The following is a 15,954-nucleotide window of genomic DNA, read 5'->3' on the forward strand; positions in this document are numbered from 1 at the left end:
TGTTCAGCCCGTCCTCGCGGGATCGCGCACGATGTACGCCGAGAGGATCTCGTCGATGCGGTCCAGCACGGCCTGCTCCAGGCGTACGCCGGAGGCCGCGGCGTTCTCCTTGACCTGCTCGGGACGGCTCGCGCCGATGATGGCCGCCGAGACGGACGGGTTCTGGAGGACCCAGGCGATCGCGAGCTGGCTCATCGTCAGGCCGAGGTCCGAGGCGACCGGGCCCAGCTCCTGGACGGCACGCAGAGCCCCCTCGTCCTTCATCCAGTGACCGACCAGCATGTCGACGAATCCCTTGCCCGCCTCGGTGCCCGCCCGGGAGTCCGAGGGCGCCGCGGTGCCCGGCAGGTACTTGCCGCTCAGGATGCCCTGGGCCAGGGGCGACCAGACGACCTGGCCCAGCCCCTCCCGCTCGCAGGCGGGCACGACCTGCGAGTCGATGACCCGCCACAGCATCGAGTACTGCGGCTGGCTGGCGACCAGCGGGACGCGCAGCTCCCGGGCGAGACCGGCCGCGCGGCTGATCTGCTCGGCGGTCCACTCGCTGACCCCGACGTAGAGGACCTTGCCGGAGCGGACCAGGTCCGCGAAGGCGAGCATGGTCTCCTCGAGCGGAACGGCCGGGTCGTAGCGGTGCGCGTAGTAGACGTCGACGTAGTCCGTGCCGAGCCGGCGCAGTGACGCCTCGCAGCCCTCGATGACGTGCTTGCGGGACAGGCCGCGGTCGTTGGGGCCGGGGCCCACCGGGTGGCAGACCTTGGTGGAGAGCACGAGGCCCTCGCGCCGCTGACCGGCGAGCGCCTTGCCGAGCACGGTCTCGGCGCGGGTCTCGGAATACACGTCCGCCGTGTCGAACGTGGTGATGCCCGCGTCGAGCGCGGCCCGCACGCAGGCGTGCGCCGCCTCCTCGTCGATCTGGGCACCGTGGGTGATCCAGTTGCCGTAGGCGATCTCGCTGATCACGAGGCCGCTCCGGCCGAGCCGGCGGAACTCCATGTGCTGTGTCCTCTTCTCTGGGGCTGCTTGTCTGGGGGTCTTCTCTCGGGTGTCCTCGGGTGCCGCCGCGCGTCCCGGCGGTGCGCGGGCGGGCACGACGGGACGACCGGCGCGCCGCCTCACAGCAGCGCCGCCGTGCGAGCCACCACCTGGCGGGCCTGGCGCGGGCTCAGCCGCGGGTCGCAGGCCGACTCGTAGTGGGGCAGCGGCGTGGGCGAGGCCAGTTCCGCCGCCGTGTCGACGCACTCGGTGACGGGGCGGTGGGCCGTCTCCAGCATCAGACCGGCCGGTCGCAGGCCGTGTGCGCGCAGGGCCGACACGAAGCCCTCGATCTCCGCCATGACGTCGTCGACCGCACGGCTCTTCTGACCGGCGCCGTTGGTCCGGGTGTTGCCGTGCATCGGATCGCAGATCCAGGCGACACCGGCGGCCTCGTCGCCGAGTGCCCTCAGCACCGAGGTCAGGTGCGGGACGATGTTCTCCCGCCCCATGCGCACGATCAGGGAGAGCCTGCCGGGGCGGCGCCGGTCGCCGAGCATCCGCACCAGCGTGCCGACCTCCTCGGCCGATGCCCTGGGGCCGATCTTGACGCCGACCGGGTTGCTCACCGACGCGGCGAACTGCACGTGCTGGTGGTCCGGCTGACGCGTCCGGTCGCCGATCCACAGGAAGTGGCCGGAGGAGCCGTAGCGTCCCCCGTCCGCGTCGGGACGCACCAGGGCCTGCTCGTACTCCAGGAGCAGCGCCTCGTGCCCCGCGTACGTGCGCTGGGGCGCCGTCCGCCCGGCCAGGCCAAGATCCCGCTCGAGCAGGGTGCTCAGGGTGTTGCCGGCGTTCCGGTACGCCAGCAGCAGCCGGGACGGCAGCGCGGTGCGTGCCGCCAGGGTGGGCTCGGGGGCGTTGACCGCGTCACCGCGGTAGACGGGCAGCACCGTGCCGTCGGACAGGGTCTCGGTCGGGTTGGAGCGCGGTTTGGCGTACTGTCCGGCGATCCGCCCCATCCGGACGGTGGGCAGCCCGCTGGTGTCGGTGAACTCGTCCGCCAGCCGGTGCAGTTGGTCGGCCTTGGCGAGAACGGTCTCGGGGTTGGCGTCGGCGAACCGCTCGGCGCACTCCCCGGCCTGGAGGACGAAGGCCTCACCCCGGGCGGCCCGCCCGAGTTCGGCGGTGAGGTCGGCGCAGGCGGTGGCGTCCACCAGGGGAGGTTTCGCCTCCAGGGAGAGCAGGACGTCCTTGAGTTCGTCGAGCGAGGCCCATTCGGGCTGCTGAAGGGCCCGGGCCGGCAGCAGCAGGCGCGTGGCGGTCATGGTCTTCCTCCATCGGGCGGGGCGGCGTCCGGCGTGGGGGCCGGGCCGAAGTAACGGGTGGTGTTGTGGGGTGGGGCGGAGTGAGCCGGGCGACGGCGTCACACCGCGGCGGTGCGGCGCGCGCCCGTGGTGGCGGCCCCGGCGTCGGGGTCGGGGGCGTCAGGGCGCGCGCCGGCGTCGGATCGCACAGTGTGCCCTCGCTCGGCACCACCGGGACGAAGCCCGCGTTCACCAGATCGGCGAGACGCTGCCAGGTCCGCGGCGCGACGGCCGAGTGCCGGAGCGCCATGCCGCGCAGCCGCAGCCGGACCATGGTGCGGGTGACGTCCGGCGGCAGCGGGTCGCCCGGCCCGGTCGCCAGGTGGGAGACGAGTCCGGCGCCCTGACGGGCCGGGTCGGGGTCGGCGGCGTGATCCACCAGCGGGCCGAAGCCGTGGGTGACGCCGTAGACGCGCCGGGAGCCGTCGAGGCCGGCCAGCGTGCGGTGGGCCGCCGCCATGCGGTCCTGCTCGGCGGCCGTCGGTTCCAGCGGGGCGGTGCTGCGCTCCAGCAGGTCACGCACCAAGGTGTCGGTTGATCGGCGGTCGTCGGATGAGCGGGGAGGGGCATGCGTGCCTTCCGTCGTCCTGGCGTTGACGGGTGTGCGTGCGGGCCGCTTCAGCTGGGCCGGAAGCCGAGCGGGCCGACCGCCTCCTCCAGCAGTCCGGCCAGCCGGATCAGCAGCGGTTCGTGGTCGCGGCGGGCGATCAGCTGGACGCACAACGGCGCGCCGCGCTCGTCCCGGTCGACCGGCATGGTGAGCGCGGGGAGCCCGGCGAAGCTGGCCAGCGGGGTGTAGGCCACGCGCAGGTCGTAGTCGGGGTCACCCGGGGCGGGAATGGTCGACACCCGGGCGTCGGCGGTGGCGAGGTCCGGGGGCGCGGCCGGGTCCAGGGGCAGCAGCCAGGCGTCCACGCCCGCGGCGTCGAAGTCACCCTCGACCGTGGCGCGGGTGTGCGCCAGCCGCTCCAGGATCCAGGCGTAGCGGTCGTCCTGGACCTTCGCACCCACCTCCAGCGCGCCGCGGGTGGTCTCGTGCAGGTCGGCGGGCACCCACGGCCGCCACACCTGGTAGGCGTCCCAGGCCTGACGGGCGCACAACTCCCAGGCGGGCCCGCGCAGCGCCCACAGGTCGTCGAGCCGGACCGCGTCGAGCCTCTGGCCGCTCGCCTCCAGCCGCCCGCAGGCCGTCTCCAGCGCCTGGCGCATGACGGGGCCGCAGGTGCCCTCGGGCCCGTCCACGTTCGCGACGACGCCGATGCGGTACGGCCCTTCGGCGGCCGGGCGCTGGGCGCCGAGCCGGTCGAGTCCGAGCAGCGGCCACAGGTACGCCAGGTCCGCCGCGCTGCGGGTGGCCCAGCCGAGGGCGTCCATGGGCGGGGAGAGCGGGAAGACCCCCTCCAGCAGTGAGGTGCGCTGCGTCATCCGCAGTCCCACCGTGCCGCACTGCCCGGCCGGCCAGCGCACCGATCCCAGCACGTCCGTGCCCAGGCCGATGTCGCAGATGTTCGCGGCCACCGACACGGCCGTGCCGGTGCTGGAGCCGCCGGGGTCGATCTGCGGAACGTACGGGTTGACGCACTCCGACCCCACCCCGATGTTGAGTTCGGTGGTGACGACCTTGGCGGTCACGGCCGCGCGTGCGGACGGCAGGGCGGCGATCGCCGGGTTCGAGACCCGGGCGTGATGGCGGTGGCCGCGCAGGCCCAGCCGGGTGGGGAGACCGGCGACGTCCACGGTGTCCTTCACCCCGACGCGCACCGGTGCGGCGGCCGCGTCGAGCGGGGCGCGGTGGACGCACGCCCGGTAGCGGGCGTCCGCCAGGTCCGACCAGGCGGCCTCCTCGGTGCGCCACTCCTCGGCGGTCAGCGTGCCCCGGGCGCGGGCCGTCACCCGCTCCGGCAACGGCAGCGACACCGGTGCGCCGGGCTGCGGCGCCTGGGGCTCGGCGGTCCAGCGCGCCTGCCGCGCGTAGCTGGTGATGGCGTCCTGCGGGGCGGGGGCGTCAGACATGCTCGGCCTCCTGGGTGGGGCGTGCTGCGGTGAGCTCGGCGGTGCGGACCTTGCCGGTGGAGCTGCGGGGGATGCGGGGAACGCGGTGCACGGCGCGCGGCGCGGGCAGTCCCGAGGGGAGCCGGCCCAGGCTGCGGCGCAGGGCCGCCGGGTCGACCGGTTCGGCCGAGGCGTAGAACACCTCGTAGTGCTCTCCCCGTACGGGGTCGCTGACGGGCGCGCAGACCAGGTCCAGGCCGGGGCAGCGGGCGCGGGCCAGGTCCTCCACGTGGGCCAGGTCGCAGCGCACCCCGTTCACCTTGACCAGCCGGGACGCCCGCCCCAGGTGCTGGAAGGCGCGCGGGCCCGCCGGTGCGACGAGGTCGGGCAACTCCCAGTCGGCCGTGGGTGCTTCGGCGCCGGCCCGGCGGGCCAGCCGGGGACTGGCGACGCGCAGGCGCCGGGCCGCCCCGTCACCGTCCGCGACGGAGCCGGGCAGCATCTCCACGTCGGGCAGCAGGCGCCAGGGGAGGCCGGTCGTCCGCTCACCGGCGACGGGGCGGTGGGCGACGGCCCCGGTCTCGGTGGAGCCGAGGAGTTCGTGCGCCCGGAAACCGGTGTCCGCGAGGCGTCCGGCGACGTGATGGGCGGCCGGTGTGGCCGGGCCGGTGCTGTGCAGGGCCGTCACCCGGCCGTGCCGCGCCAGTGCCGGGACGTGCCGGGCGAGCAGCTGCCAGGTGGAGGGCAGGCAGACCAGCAGCGTGGGGACGCCGTCGTCGAGCGGCGGCACGGTGAGCGGCTCGTCCCACAGGCCGGTCACCGGGACGTCCGCGAGCCGGGGCAGCTCGCGCCCGTACAGCCGGCCGTAGAGGTGACCGGGGGGCGCGTAGGACACGACGCGGCCGAACCGGGCGGAGTCCAGCACCGCCTCGTGCACGAGGGTCACCTCGGCGTGCAGCTGCTCCTCGGTGCGCAGCCAGGTCACCGGCGGGCCGGTGCTGCCGGAGGTGGCGAAGGCGATGTCCGGCACGGTCAGCTCCCCAGCCCGAGGGCCGCCGTGTCCTCCAGTCGTTCGTGCGTGAAGCGCACCATGCGCTCCACGCTGGAGAACCAGAAACGGACGTCGTCGGCGACGAAGTCCACCTCGATCCCGAACTCGCTCTCCACGGCGGAGATGCACTCCATGGCGGTGAGGCTGTCGTAGCGCTCGCCCAGCGCCTTCTGGAGGTCGGCGTCGGAGGGGACGTCGGTGAAGGCGTCGCCGATACGGGCGGCCAGGACGGACCGCGTGCGGTCGTGGATCTCTTCGGGGGAGGGGACGGTCGTGGGCGTGGTCATGGTCGTACTCCTTGCCGGTGGTACAGGGTGCGGTGTCGGCGCCGGGGTGGTCAGACGGCGGCCGGTTCGGGCCGCACGGCGGTGCCGTCGGCCCGGCGCAGCCGTTCGCCGGCGCCGAGGTAGACGTCGGAGGGGGAGGTGGGGCGGAACTCCAGGTAGCAGAAGGGAGTCCGGGCGTCGGCGCCGAGCGCCTCGGTGATGCACCGGGCGAGCCCGTCCCGGAAGACGTCGTCGCGGTCGGGGCCCACACAGACCGTCACGGACGCGTGGCGCGGGCCGCTGCCGTCCGTCTCGTCCGGCAGGGCCTCGACCGGCATCCCGCCGGAGAAGACGGTGCCGTCCTCGGTGGGTTCGAAACGCACGACGACATGACCGGCCTGGACGCCCTGGGCGGTGAGCCAGCGGGTGAGGCGCAGCGCCACGGCGCGACGGCGGGGGACGGGGAGTTCGGGGGTACGGATGGTGATCGTGGGCACGAAGGCCTCCGGTCGGGCGGTTCAGGACAGGGCGAGGGCCGGCAGCGCGCCGGGGCCCGCGGTCAGGCGCCGGGCGAGCAGGCTGCCGAGACAGTCGGCGAGCGGGCCGCCACTGCCGGGTGCCAGCGGGCTCCACGCGGTGCCGTCGGCGCCGCGCACCCGGTCGACGAACGCGGAGACGTGCCCGGTGTCGAGGGCGAGTCCGGCCCGGTCGGCCGCCAGCACCGCCTCGTAGGTGGACAGCAGGTCGGGGACCCGGTTGCCCTCGCCCGCGTAGCCGCCGCCGCGTACGCGATGGCGATCGAGCAGGGCACCGACGGCCTCGCGGGCCTCGGCGGGCGGGGCGAAGCCGGGGCCGAGGAGCAGCCGGACGCGCTGCGCCTGGAGCGCCGGGCGCAGACCCGGCTCGGCGCCCGGCACGTTGCCGTGCGCGAACGGCTCGCCCTCGGTGACGCGGCAGGAGTCGACGAAGGAGAGGACGCCGGCGAGGTCCGGACCGAGCTCGTCGAGACCGGCCTCGTCCGCTTCGGCGAGGAGGGCCGCCGTCTCCACCGCCGCGGCCGTGGACACCATGTCGGACCCGCGTCCCTCCCAGTAGCCGAACCCGCCGTCGGCGTTCTGGAGGTCGGTCAGCCAGTCGGCGATCCGGTGCCGGGCGGCCCGGTCCCCGGAGAACGCGCCGGCCGCGAGGGCCCACAGGGTGCAGCGCACCTCGCTGCCCCGGCCCGGCATGTACATCACGCCGCCCTCGTTGGGCAGTTGGCAGCCCTCGAGCCAGCGCACCCCGTCCGGGCGGGGTGCCGCGGGATCGGCCGAGAGCACGGCGGCTGCGGTGGACAGGGCGTCCGCCGCATCCTGGGGCTCCCGGTAGGTGTAACCGCCCCCGGCACAGGCCAGTTCGGCCATGCGGGCGGTGACGGCGTCGGCGACCGGGGCGAGCGGCGCGCCGAGCGCCTTGAGCGTGCCCACGGCGCAGAAGGAGGCCCACACGTCCTCGACGTCGTAGCCCTCCCAGCGGACGAAGGCGCCGGAGGGGCCGCGCAGGCCCATGACCCACGCGTGGCAGCCGTCGGGATCACGCGGTGCCCGGCCGAGCGCCGCGAGCGCGCCCACGGCCCGGTAGGTGGCCCACAGGCAGGGCACCTCGGCGGCGGGCGCGAAACGGAAGCCGCCCTCGTCACCCTGACGGGCGCGCAGCCATGCGGCGAGCGCCTCCACGTCCCACGGCGGTGCTCCCGAGGCGCCGTTGTCCGTGGCGGCCCGCCAGGCCATCACCCCGTAGTAGCAGGCCCGTACGTCGGCCTTGCCGCGCCGCGTGTCCTCGGGGGACCAGCTCAGTCCGCCCTCGGCGCACTGGAGCCGGCCCAGCCAGTCCAGCAGGCGGGCGCGGTCGGGCACCGGGCCGCCGCACAGCTCGACGGCCGTGCGGGCGGAGAAGTGGGTGGCCCACGCGTCCGGGGCCTGTCCCGGGAGCATCGCGTACGCCTCGCCGGACCAGGTGCGCTCCAGCCAGCGGGCCGTGGCCTCGGTGCCGGGCACCGGGCGGCCCATGTCGCGCAGCGCCTGGGTGCAGTAGAAGGTGGCCCAGGCGTCGGAGAGCATGCCCCGGCTCCAGGCGTAACCGCCGTCGGCGTTGCGCCGGCCGGCCAGATAGGCGGCCGTGCCGTCCGGGTCGGCGAGGGTGCCGGTGCGGTCCAGCCAGGCCAGGGTCCGCACGGCGGCGTAGGTGCACCACAGGTCGGGTTCCCCGCCGGACACGCCCTCTCCCTGCGGGGCGCGCGGGGCGGTCGTCATGGTGGCGGTCATCGTGCGGCCTCCACTTCCCGGATGTTGGAGCGCTTCCAGCTCTTCTGCGAGGCGCCGCTCTTGGTGTTCGCGGGCAGCGAGTTGACGAACACCACCCCGTCCCAGCGCAGTCCGAGCAGCTCCTCGGACCTGGCCTGGACGCGCCGGCACTCCTCGGGCTCGCGGTCGCGCCCGGTGCCGACTCCGCGCTCCAGCAACAGCCGGGCGTAGGTGCCCTCGCTGTCCACCTCCAGCAGGTAGCCGGTGGCGTCGGTGACGCCGTAGACGACCTCTTCCACGGCGCGTACCGACAGGGGGGTGCCGCGCACCCGGAGGCCGTCGCTGGCGCGTCCGTGGACGGTGATCCGCGGCGCCGCGCTGCCGCACGGGCAGTCCGTCGCGACGGACACCTCGTCGCCGGTGTCGAGCCGCAGCAGGGGCCTGGCGTGTGCGTTGAGGGGGGTGACGACGAGCCGTCCCTGGTCGTGGCCGCCCCGGTCGTGCAGCGGGACGACGCCTTCGGGGGTGGCGAGCTCGAAGTAGGTGGCGGCCGGCAGCAGGTGCTGACGGCCGTGCGCACAGGCGGCGGCCAGCGTGCCGGTCTCGGTGCTGCCGTAACTGGCGTCGTGCGCGTCGGCGTTCCACCACGTGCCCAGCCGGGTGCGGAAGGGCGGGGTGTTGACCTCGCCGAGCAGCATCAGCCGGTCTACCGAGGAGCTGAGCTCGTCCAGCTGGCCTCGCTGCGCCAGCAGCCGGGTGAACTGCAGGGCCACGCCGGGGGCGACGAAGACGGTGGTGGGGCGGAAGGTCCGCCACATCGACTCCAGCCGGTCCCAGCCGGTGATGCCGGTGGCGAACGGGTAGGCCCGGATGTGCGCGAGGTCCAGGTACTCGCAGACCCCGGAGATCAGATCCGCCACCGGAACGACGTCGGACGGCAGGAGGATCACCACGCGCTCGTCGGCTCCGAGCAGCGGACGCCAGGCCTCGGCGACCGAAACGGTGTTCCAGATGGTGTCCTCGGCCAGCCGCGGGGTAGGGGTGGGCTGTCCCGTCGTGCCGGTGGTCTCGTAGTACTTCGAGGCCTCGGTGGGCGATACCGCCGCATAGCGCAGGGGCTGCGCCTTGAGCGACTCACGCGGGGTCACGGGCAGGTCCCGGAAACGCTCCAGGGAGAACTCCCCGATATCGTCCTGGCCCTCACCGGGGCCGTATGCCCTTGTTCCGCGCGCGCGTCGCCAGGCTGCGGAGAGCTTTCTGGTGTAGAAGTCCTCGGCCGGGATGCGGCCCTGATTCTCCCGTATCTCGGCCTGTGCCTCACGGAGTAATGCCTGGCGTTTGTCGGTGTGCAGGATCACACGAACCTCGCTCATTAATCGCTTATCGCTTGCGCACAGCCGGGACGGGACGGCGGGCTGTGCGCGCCCGTGACGTAGGTCTCGACGGGCGGCCCTGGGAAGGGTCGGGAAGCCACAGCTCAGGGCTTGGTGGCGGGGCCAAGGAGCCCGACCCACAGCGAACGTATAGCACTAAAGGTAGGCGGTGCAACCGCCCCTGGGGGGCTCAACTAGCCATCTGAGACCGAAAATCGACGACTGCGGTGTGACGTAATGCGCCTACTACTCGGTACGTTGCCCGAGTTGATTTTCCGGCCTAGTCTCGATGAGCGCCGAAGTGAAACCGGCAGCGTTTTTGAAGTCGCGGTTAATCGAGCCCGAACAGCGGGTTTCGCGCCCTGTTGGAGCGCATACCGCACGCCGTTTTACCCGGCAGTCCGCAACCCTCATCCGAATCCGGTTGGAGCTTTCTCATGTGCGGAATCGCAGGCTGGGCCGACGTCGGCCAGGACCTCACTCGGGAGGTGGACGGCGTCGAACCGATGGTGCGGACCATGGCCTGCCGCGGCCCGGACGCCGCCGGAATGCACGCCGGTACGCACGCGGTCCTCGGACACCGCCGGCTGGCGATCATCGACCTCGAAGGCGGCAGGCAGCCGATGGCGGCCCCCGCGGAGCCGGGCCGGCCCGCCGGGGAAGGGCCCGCCGTCGTGCTCAGCTACAGCGGCGAGGTGTACAACTTCCCCGAACTCCGGGAAGAACTCCGTGGGTTCGGTCACGCCTTCCGCACCCGCTCGGACACCGAGGTCGTCCTGCGCGCCTACCTCCAGTGGGGCCAGGACTTCGTCAGGCGCCTCAACGGCATGTTCGCCTTCGCCGTGTGGGACGAGCGGGCCCAGCGCCTCCTCCTGGTGCGCGACCGCCTCGGCATCAAGCCCCTCTACGTCGCGCGGCTCGGGGGCGGTGTCCTGTTCGGCTCCGAACCCAAGGCGATCCTCGCCCACCCGCGCTTCCGGGCCCGGCTCGACAGCCAGGGGCTCGCCGACCTCCTCGGCCTGATGAAGTCGCCGGGCGTCACCCCCTACCGGGACGTCGAGGAGGTGCCGCCGGGCTGCGTCGCGGCCTACGACCGCGACGGGCTGCGGATCGAGCGGTACTGGAGCCTTGGGCGGCGGCCGCACGAGGACGACGCCGGCACGACGGCGGACACCGTGCGGGCCCTGCTGGAGGACACGGTGTCCCGCCAGATGGTCACCGACGTACCGCTGTGCACGCTGCTCTCCGGCGGACTGGACTCCACCGTGCTCACCGCGCTGGCCGCCCGGGTGCAGGCCCGCGCCGGCGAACCCCCCGTGCGTTCCTTCGCGGTGGACTTCACCGGCAGCGAAGCCGACTTCAGGGCCAGCGAGTTCCGCCCGGAACGCGACTCCCCCTACGCCCTCGAAGCCGCCCGGCACATCGGCACCGACCACCGGCTCATCGAGCTCTCCGCCGACGAGCTCACCCGGGACGCCAACCGCGACGCCGTCCTGCGCGCCCACGACCTGCCGTACACCTTCGGCGATGTGGACACCTCGCTGCACCTGCTGTTCCGCGGGATACGCGAGCACTCCACGGTCGCCCTGTCCGGGGAGTCGGCCGACGAGGTGTTCGGCGGCTACGCGTGGTTCCACGACCCGGCCGTCGTCGAGGCGGCGACGTTCCCCTGGCTCAGCCGCATGCAGCTCATCACCCCCGAGCTGCTCTCCCCGGCCTTCCGGACGGCCACCCGCTTCGAGCAGTACCGCGCGGACCGCTACCAGGAGGCCCTGAGCGAGGTCGAGCACCTGCCCGGCGACTCCCCGTCGGAACGCCGCATGCGCGAGATCAGCCACCTGCACCTCACCCGCTGGCTGCCCGCCCTGCTCGACCGCAAGGACCGGCTCAGCATGGCCGCCGGTCTCGAGGTCCGCGTGCCCTTCTGCGACCACCGGCTCGTCGAGTACGTGCACAACACGCCCTGGGACCTCAAGACACCCGACGGGGACCCCAAGGGCCTCCTCAAGCGGGCCACCCGCGACATCGTGCCCAGGTCCGTGCTGGAGCGGCGGAAGAGCCCCTACCCGACCACCGCCGACCAGCTCTACGAGAAGGACCTGCGGGCCCGCACCCAGGCGCTGCTCGCCGACGGCTCCTCTCCCGCCTTCGACGTCGTCGACGCCACCGGGCTCGCCCGCATGCTCGACCTCCCGCAGGGGCACTACCACACCCAGCTGCACCGCAACGGCCTGGAGACCGCGCTGTACCTGGACCGGTGGATGAGGGAGTACGACATCGCGCCGGAGTGACCTGTTCCACGGCATACATGCGGACATTTCCTCTGAATTGCCGCCCGTTGGGCGTGGCATCCCGACGTTCGTGAGGGACCGGGTGCCCGCACGGGTTAGCGTGGTGGGTGCTGACAGCGAGCCGAGCCGGCTCGTGCGGGTCGTGGAGCGGTAGCAGGGGGAGACATGCAGGTCGGAGCGGCGTCGTGAGACTGCTGCACACGTCCGACTGGCACCTCGGCCGGTCGTTCCACCGCGTGAACATGCTCACCGCCCAGGCCGAGTTCATCGGCCACCTCGTCACGACGGTGCGCGAGCGGGCCGTGGACGCGGTGGTCGTGTCGGGAGACGTGTACGACCGGGCCGTGCCGCCGCTCGCCGCTGTCGAGCTGTTCGACGACGCCCTGCACCGCCTCGCCGACCTCGGCGTGCCGACCGTGATGATCTCCGGGAACCACGACTCGGCCCGCCGACTGGGCGTCGGCGCGGGCCTCATCGGGCGGGCCGGCATCCACCTGCGGACCGAACCGTCGGCGGCCGGCACCCCGGTGGTGCTGGCCGACGCCCACGGGGACGTCGCCTTCTACGGACTGCCCTACCTCGAACCCGCTCTGGTGAAGGACGAGTTCGGCGTGGAGAAGGCAGGGCACGAGGCCGTGCTCGCCGCCGCCATGGACCGGGTCCGCGCCGACCTCGCCACGCGTGCGCCCGGCACGCGCTCCGTCGTCCTCGCGCACGCCTTCGTCACCGGCGGCGAACCCAGCGACAGCGAACGGGACATCACCGTCGGCGGCGTCGCCGCGGTGCCCGCCGGCGTCTTCGACGGCGTCGACTACGTGGCGCTCGGGCATCTGCACGGCTGCCAGACCCTCACCGACCGCGTCCGCTACTCCGGCTCCCCGCTGCCCTATTCCTTCTCCGAGGCCGGGCACCGCAAGAGCATGTGGCTCGTCGACCTGGCCGCCGACGGCTCCGTCGACGCCGAGCGCCTCGACTGCCCGGTGCCGCGCGCCCTGGCCCGGATCCGGGGCACCCTGGAGGACCTGCTCGCCGACCCGGCGCTGGCGCGGCACGAGGAGGCGTGGGTCGAGGCGACGCTCACCGACCCGGTCCGCCCGGCCGACCCGATGGCCCGGCTCACCGAGCGCTTCCCGCACACCCTCAGCCTCGTCTTCGACCCCGACCGGGCCGCGGACGACCCCGCGGTGTCGTACGCCCGGCGCCTCGCCGGCCGCAGCGACCAGCAGATCGCGGAGGACTTCGTCGCCCACGTGCGCGGCGCCGGACCCGACGCGCACGAACAGGGCGTCCTGCGGGAGGCGTTCGACGCGGTGCGGGCCGACGAGACCGTACGGGAGGTGGCCCGGTGAGGCTCCACCGGCTGACGGTCACCGCCTTCGGTCCCTTCGGGGGCACCCAGAGCGTCGACTTCGACGAGCTGTCGGCGGCCGGACTGTTCCTGCTCCACGGGCCGACCGGCGCGGGCAAGACCTCCGTCCTCGACGCCGTCTGCTACGCCCTGTACGGCTCGGTGCCGGGCGCCCGGCAGGGCGGCGGACAGGGTGCGACCCTGCGCAGCGACCACGCCGCGCCGGGGACCCGCACGGAGGTCACCCTCGAACTCACCGTGGCCGGACGCCGCCTGGAGGTCACCCGGCAGCCGCCCTGGGAACGCCCCAAGAAACGCGGCACCGGCACAACCCTCGACAAGGCCCAGACCTGGCTGCGCGAGTACGACACCACGGCCTCGGCCTGGAAGGACCTCAGCCGCTCCCACCAGGAGATCGGCGAGGAGATCACCCAGCTGCTCGGCATGAGCCGGGAGCAGTTCTGCCAGGTCGTGCTGTTGCCGCAGGGCGACTTCGCACGGTTCCTGCGCGCCGACGCCGAAGCCCGCGGCAAGCTGCTGGGCCGCCTGTTCGACACCCGCCGCTTCGCCGACGTCGAGAAGCGCCTCGCCGAGCGCCGCCGCGCCACCGAGGCCCAGGTCCGCGACGGGGACGCCGCGCTGCTGGCCGACGCCCACCGCATGCAACAGGCCGCGGGCGACGCCATGCCGCTGCCGGACCTGGCCCCCGGCGAACCAGGACTCGCCGAGGCCGTGCTGGGCGCCGCCGCCGTCGCCCGCAGCACCGCCCGCGAACAGCTCGCCGTCGCCGAGTGCACGCTCGCCGCCGCCGAGTCCGCGCAGGCCGCCGCAGGCCGCGCCCTGGACGACGTACGCGAACTCGCCCGGCTGCAGCGTCGGTTCACCGACGCACGCGAGAAGGCGGCGCGTCTGGAGCAGGGCGCCGAGGCGTACCGGGAGGCGCAGGCGCTCATGGAACGGGCCCGCAAGGCCGAGGCGGTCGCGCCCGCCCTGGACCTGCGGGAGACCGCCGAGGCCGAACACCGGCGGGCGGCCGCCGCCGAGGCACGCGCGCGTGCCCTGCTGCCCGAGACCTTCGCCGACGCCGGCGCGGCCGGGCTCGCCGCAGCCGCCCGCCGGGCCGCCGAGGAACTGGGCGGACTGGACTCGGCCCGCCGCGCCGAGCGGCGGCTGGCCGAACTCCTCGACGAACGCGCCGGCCTGGACCGCCAGGAGCGCGCCGACACCGACGTCCTTCAGGAGGCGGAGGCCTGGCTCGACGGCTGGGAGGAGACCCGCACCGCTCTCCAGGCCCGCATCGACGCCGCGCAGCGGGCAGCCGCCCTCGCCGAACAGCTCGCCGTACGCCGCGAGCCCGCACGGCAGCGGCTGAAGGCGGCCCGGCTGCGCGACCAGCTCGCCGAGGACACGAACCGGGCCGTCGAGCAGGTCCGCACCGCGCAGGAGGAGGCGCTGCGCGCCAAGCGGCACTGGCTCGACCTCAAGGAACAGCGCCTGACCGGCATCGCCGCCGAACTGGCCGCGAACCTCACCGACGGCGAGCCCTGCGCCGTCTGCGGTGCCACCGAACACCCCGCCCCCGCCCGCAAGGTCGCCGGGCACGTCGACCGCGAAGCCGAAGAACAAGCCCTGGCCGCCTACCAGCACGCCGACGAACAGCGCGCCGAGAACGAGCGGAACCTCGGCGTCGTCCGGGAGGCCCTTGCCGCCGCCACCGCCGAGGCCGGTGACACCCCCACCGGGCAACTGACCCGCGAAGCCGATGAGTTGGAGGAGCAGTACGAGCAGGCCCGCCGGGGCGCCGCCGAGCTGCACACCGCGCAGGAGCGGCTGCGGCAGGCCGGGCACGAGCACGAGCGGCGCGTCGCCGCCCGGCAGGAGGCCGCCGTGCGCAGCGCCGCCCGGGTCGGCCACCGGGAACGGCTGGAGAGCGAACGCGCCGCCCTGGAGGAGGAGCTGAACCGGGCGAGGGGCGCCTTGGACAGCGTCGCCGCCCGGGCCGCAGAACTGGAGCGCCGGGCCGCGCTGCTCACGGACGCCGCCGACGCCGCCCGCGCCGCCGAGGACACCGCCCAGCGGCTCAAGGACGCCGACGCCCGCCTCGCCGACGCCGCCTTCCGCGCCGGCTTCGACACCCCGCGGGACGCGGCCGCCGCCCTCCTCGACGACACCGCCCACCGCGAACTGCAACGCCGCCTGGACGCCTGGCAGCACGAGGAGGCCGCCGTACGGGCCGTCCTCGCCGAGGCCGACACCGCGGCCGCCGCCCAGCAGGAGCCCGCAGACCTCACGTCGGCGCAGCTCGCCGCCGACGCCGCGGCACGCCGGCTGCGCGAGGCCGCCTCGGCACACGACGCCGCCGTCCGGCGCTGCGCCGAACTCGACCGGCTCTCCGCCCGGGCGACCGCCTCCGTCCGCCGGCTGGCTCCGCTGCGCGAGGAGTACGACCGGGTCGCCCGCATGGCCGGTCTCACCGCCGGCACCTCGGCGGACAACGAACGCCGGATGCGCCTGGAGTCGTACGTGCTCGCGGCCCGCCTGGAACAGGTCGCCGCCGCCGCGACCGTACGGCTGCGGCGCATGTCGTCCGGCCGCTACACCCTCGTCCACTCCGACGACCGCACCGGACGCGGCCGCAGCGGACTCGGACTGCACGTCGTCGACGCCTGGACCGGCCGCGAGCGGGACACGGCGACGCTGTCGGGCGGCGAGACGTTCTTCGCCTCGCTCGCCCTCGCCCTCGGCCTCGCGGACGTCGTCACGGACGAGGCGGGCGGGGTGCGCCTCGACACCCTCTTCATCGACGAGGGCTTCGGCAGTCTCGACGACCAGACCCTCGACGAGGTCCTCGACGTCCTCGACTCCCTGCGCGAACGCGACCGCAGCGTCGGCATCGTCAGCCACGTCCCCGACCTGCGGCGGCGGATCCACGCCCAACTGGAGGTCGTCAAGGGCAGGTCCGGCTCGGTGCTGCGGCAGCGCGGCGTGGGCTGAGGCCGACCCACTGAC

11 protein-coding genes and 1 pseudogene are annotated in these 15,954 nt (G+C 74.3%); 3 read left to right on the forward strand and 9 right to left on the reverse strand.

The window, feature by feature from the left end; all coding sequences use genetic code 11:
• Positions 1 to 3: 3 nt before the first annotated feature.
• From SCNRRL3882_RS34615 to SCNRRL3882_RS34655, 9 genes and pseudogenes are all read right to left on the reverse strand, one after another.
• On the reverse strand, positions 4 to 996 hold the full coding sequence (locus SCNRRL3882_RS34615; RefSeq protein ID WP_010041212.1) for an aldo/keto reductase family protein: 993 nt from the start codon (positions 994 to 996) through the stop codon (positions 4 to 6).
• A 119-nt stretch (positions 997 to 1,115) separates the two neighbouring features.
• The gene (locus SCNRRL3882_RS34620) at positions 1,116 to 2,303 is read right to left on the reverse strand and encodes a 3-deoxy-7-phosphoheptulonate synthase (RefSeq protein WP_010041210.1); all 1,188 of its coding nucleotides are present in this window, start codon (positions 2,301 to 2,303) and stop codon (positions 1,116 to 1,118) included.
• A 247-nt stretch (positions 2,304 to 2,550) separates the two neighbouring features.
• Positions 2,551 to 2,802, reverse strand: a pseudogene (locus SCNRRL3882_RS42680) (aromatic amino acid lyase); the annotation flags it as partial.
• A 158-nt stretch (positions 2,803 to 2,960) separates the two neighbouring features.
• On the reverse strand, positions 2,961 to 4,355 hold the full coding sequence (locus tag SCNRRL3882_RS34630; RefSeq protein ID WP_010041204.1) for an amidase: 1,395 nt from the start codon (positions 4,353 to 4,355) through the stop codon (positions 2,961 to 2,963).
• Positions 4,348 to 5,364, reverse strand: coding sequence for an acyl-CoA synthetase (locus SCNRRL3882_RS34635; RefSeq protein ID WP_010041202.1), 1,017 nt, complete (start codon positions 5,362 to 5,364; stop codon positions 4,348 to 4,350). The genes SCNRRL3882_RS34630 and SCNRRL3882_RS34635 overlap by 8 nt, the downstream gene beginning before the upstream one ends.
• A 2-nt stretch (positions 5,365 to 5,366) precedes the next feature.
• Positions 5,367 to 5,672, reverse strand: coding sequence for an acyl carrier protein (locus tag SCNRRL3882_RS34640; protein WP_010041201.1), 306 nt, complete (start codon positions 5,670 to 5,672; stop codon positions 5,367 to 5,369).
• A 50-nt stretch (positions 5,673 to 5,722) separates the two neighbouring features.
• Positions 5,723 to 6,148 carry a hypothetical protein gene (locus SCNRRL3882_RS34645; RefSeq protein ID WP_010041199.1) on the reverse strand — a complete coding sequence of 142 codons (426 nt, stop codon included), beginning with the start codon at positions 6,146 to 6,148 and terminating at the stop codon, positions 5,723 to 5,725.
• A 21-nt stretch (positions 6,149 to 6,169) separates the two neighbouring features.
• Positions 6,170 to 7,954: a prenyltransferase/squalene oxidase repeat-containing protein gene (locus tag SCNRRL3882_RS34650; RefSeq protein WP_010041197.1), complete on the reverse strand. Its 1,785-nt coding sequence runs from the start codon at positions 7,952 to 7,954 to the stop codon at positions 6,170 to 6,172.
• The gene (locus SCNRRL3882_RS34655; RefSeq protein WP_197709821.1) at positions 7,951 to 9,306 is read right to left on the reverse strand and encodes a phenylacetate--CoA ligase family protein; all 1,356 of its coding nucleotides are present in this window, start codon (positions 9,304 to 9,306) and stop codon (positions 7,951 to 7,953) included. The genes SCNRRL3882_RS34650 and SCNRRL3882_RS34655 overlap by 4 nt, the downstream gene beginning before the upstream one ends.
• A gap of 437 nt (positions 9,307 to 9,743) precedes the next feature.
• Here SCNRRL3882_RS34655 and asnB point away from each other — a divergent pair, with 437 nt between their 5' ends.
• From asnB to SCNRRL3882_RS34670, 3 genes are all read left to right on the forward strand, one after another.
• Positions 9,744 to 11,597, forward strand: a complete 1,854-nt coding sequence (asnB, locus tag SCNRRL3882_RS34660) for an asparagine synthase (glutamine-hydrolyzing) (RefSeq protein ID WP_010041192.1) — start codon at positions 9,744 to 9,746, stop codon at positions 11,595 to 11,597.
• A gap of 185 nt (positions 11,598 to 11,782) precedes the next feature.
• Positions 11,783 to 12,946 carry an exonuclease SbcCD subunit D gene (locus tag SCNRRL3882_RS34665; protein WP_010041190.1) on the forward strand — a complete coding sequence of 388 codons (1,164 nt, stop codon included), beginning with the start codon at positions 11,783 to 11,785 and terminating at the stop codon, positions 12,944 to 12,946.
• The gene (locus tag SCNRRL3882_RS34670) at positions 12,943 to 15,939 is read left to right on the forward strand and encodes an AAA family ATPase (RefSeq protein ID WP_010041188.1); all 2,997 of its coding nucleotides are present in this window, start codon (positions 12,943 to 12,945) and stop codon (positions 15,937 to 15,939) included. The genes SCNRRL3882_RS34665 and SCNRRL3882_RS34670 overlap by 4 nt, the downstream gene beginning before the upstream one ends.
• The last annotated feature ends 15 nt before the right edge of the window (positions 15,940 to 15,954 follow it).

It is taken from the genome of Streptomyces chartreusis NRRL 3882 (assembly GCF_900236475.1).
In the GTDB taxonomy this organism is placed as follows: domain Bacteria; phylum Actinomycetota; class Actinomycetes; order Streptomycetales; family Streptomycetaceae; genus Streptomyces; species Streptomyces chartreusis_D.

Bases quoted from the DNA above. Each gene is read 5' to 3' on its own strand.
- SCNRRL3882_RS34615 (WP_010041212.1), bottom strand. From the start codon at position 996: ATGGAGTTCCGCCGGCTCGGCCGGAGCGGCCTCGTGATCAGCGAGATC.
- SCNRRL3882_RS34620 (WP_010041210.1), bottom strand. From the start codon at position 2,303: ATGACCGCCACGCGCCTGCTGCTGCCGGCCCGGGCCCTTCAGCAGCCC.
- SCNRRL3882_RS34630 (WP_010041204.1), bottom strand. From the start codon at position 4,355: ATGTCTGACGCCCCCGCCCCGCAGGACGCCATCACCAGCTACGCGCGG.
- SCNRRL3882_RS34640 (WP_010041201.1), bottom strand. From the start codon at position 5,672: ATGACCACGCCCACGACCGTCCCCTCCCCCGAAGAGATCCACGACCGC.
- SCNRRL3882_RS34650 (WP_010041197.1), bottom strand. From the start codon at position 7,954: ATGACCGCCACCATGACGACCGCCCCGCGCGCCCCGCAGGGAGAGGGC.
- SCNRRL3882_RS34655 (WP_197709821.1), bottom strand. From the start codon at position 9,306: ATGAGCGAGGTTCGTGTGATCCTGCACACCGACAAACGCCAGGCATTA.
- asnB (WP_010041192.1), top strand. From the start codon at position 9,744: ATGTGCGGAATCGCAGGCTGGGCCGACGTCGGCCAGGACCTCACTCGG.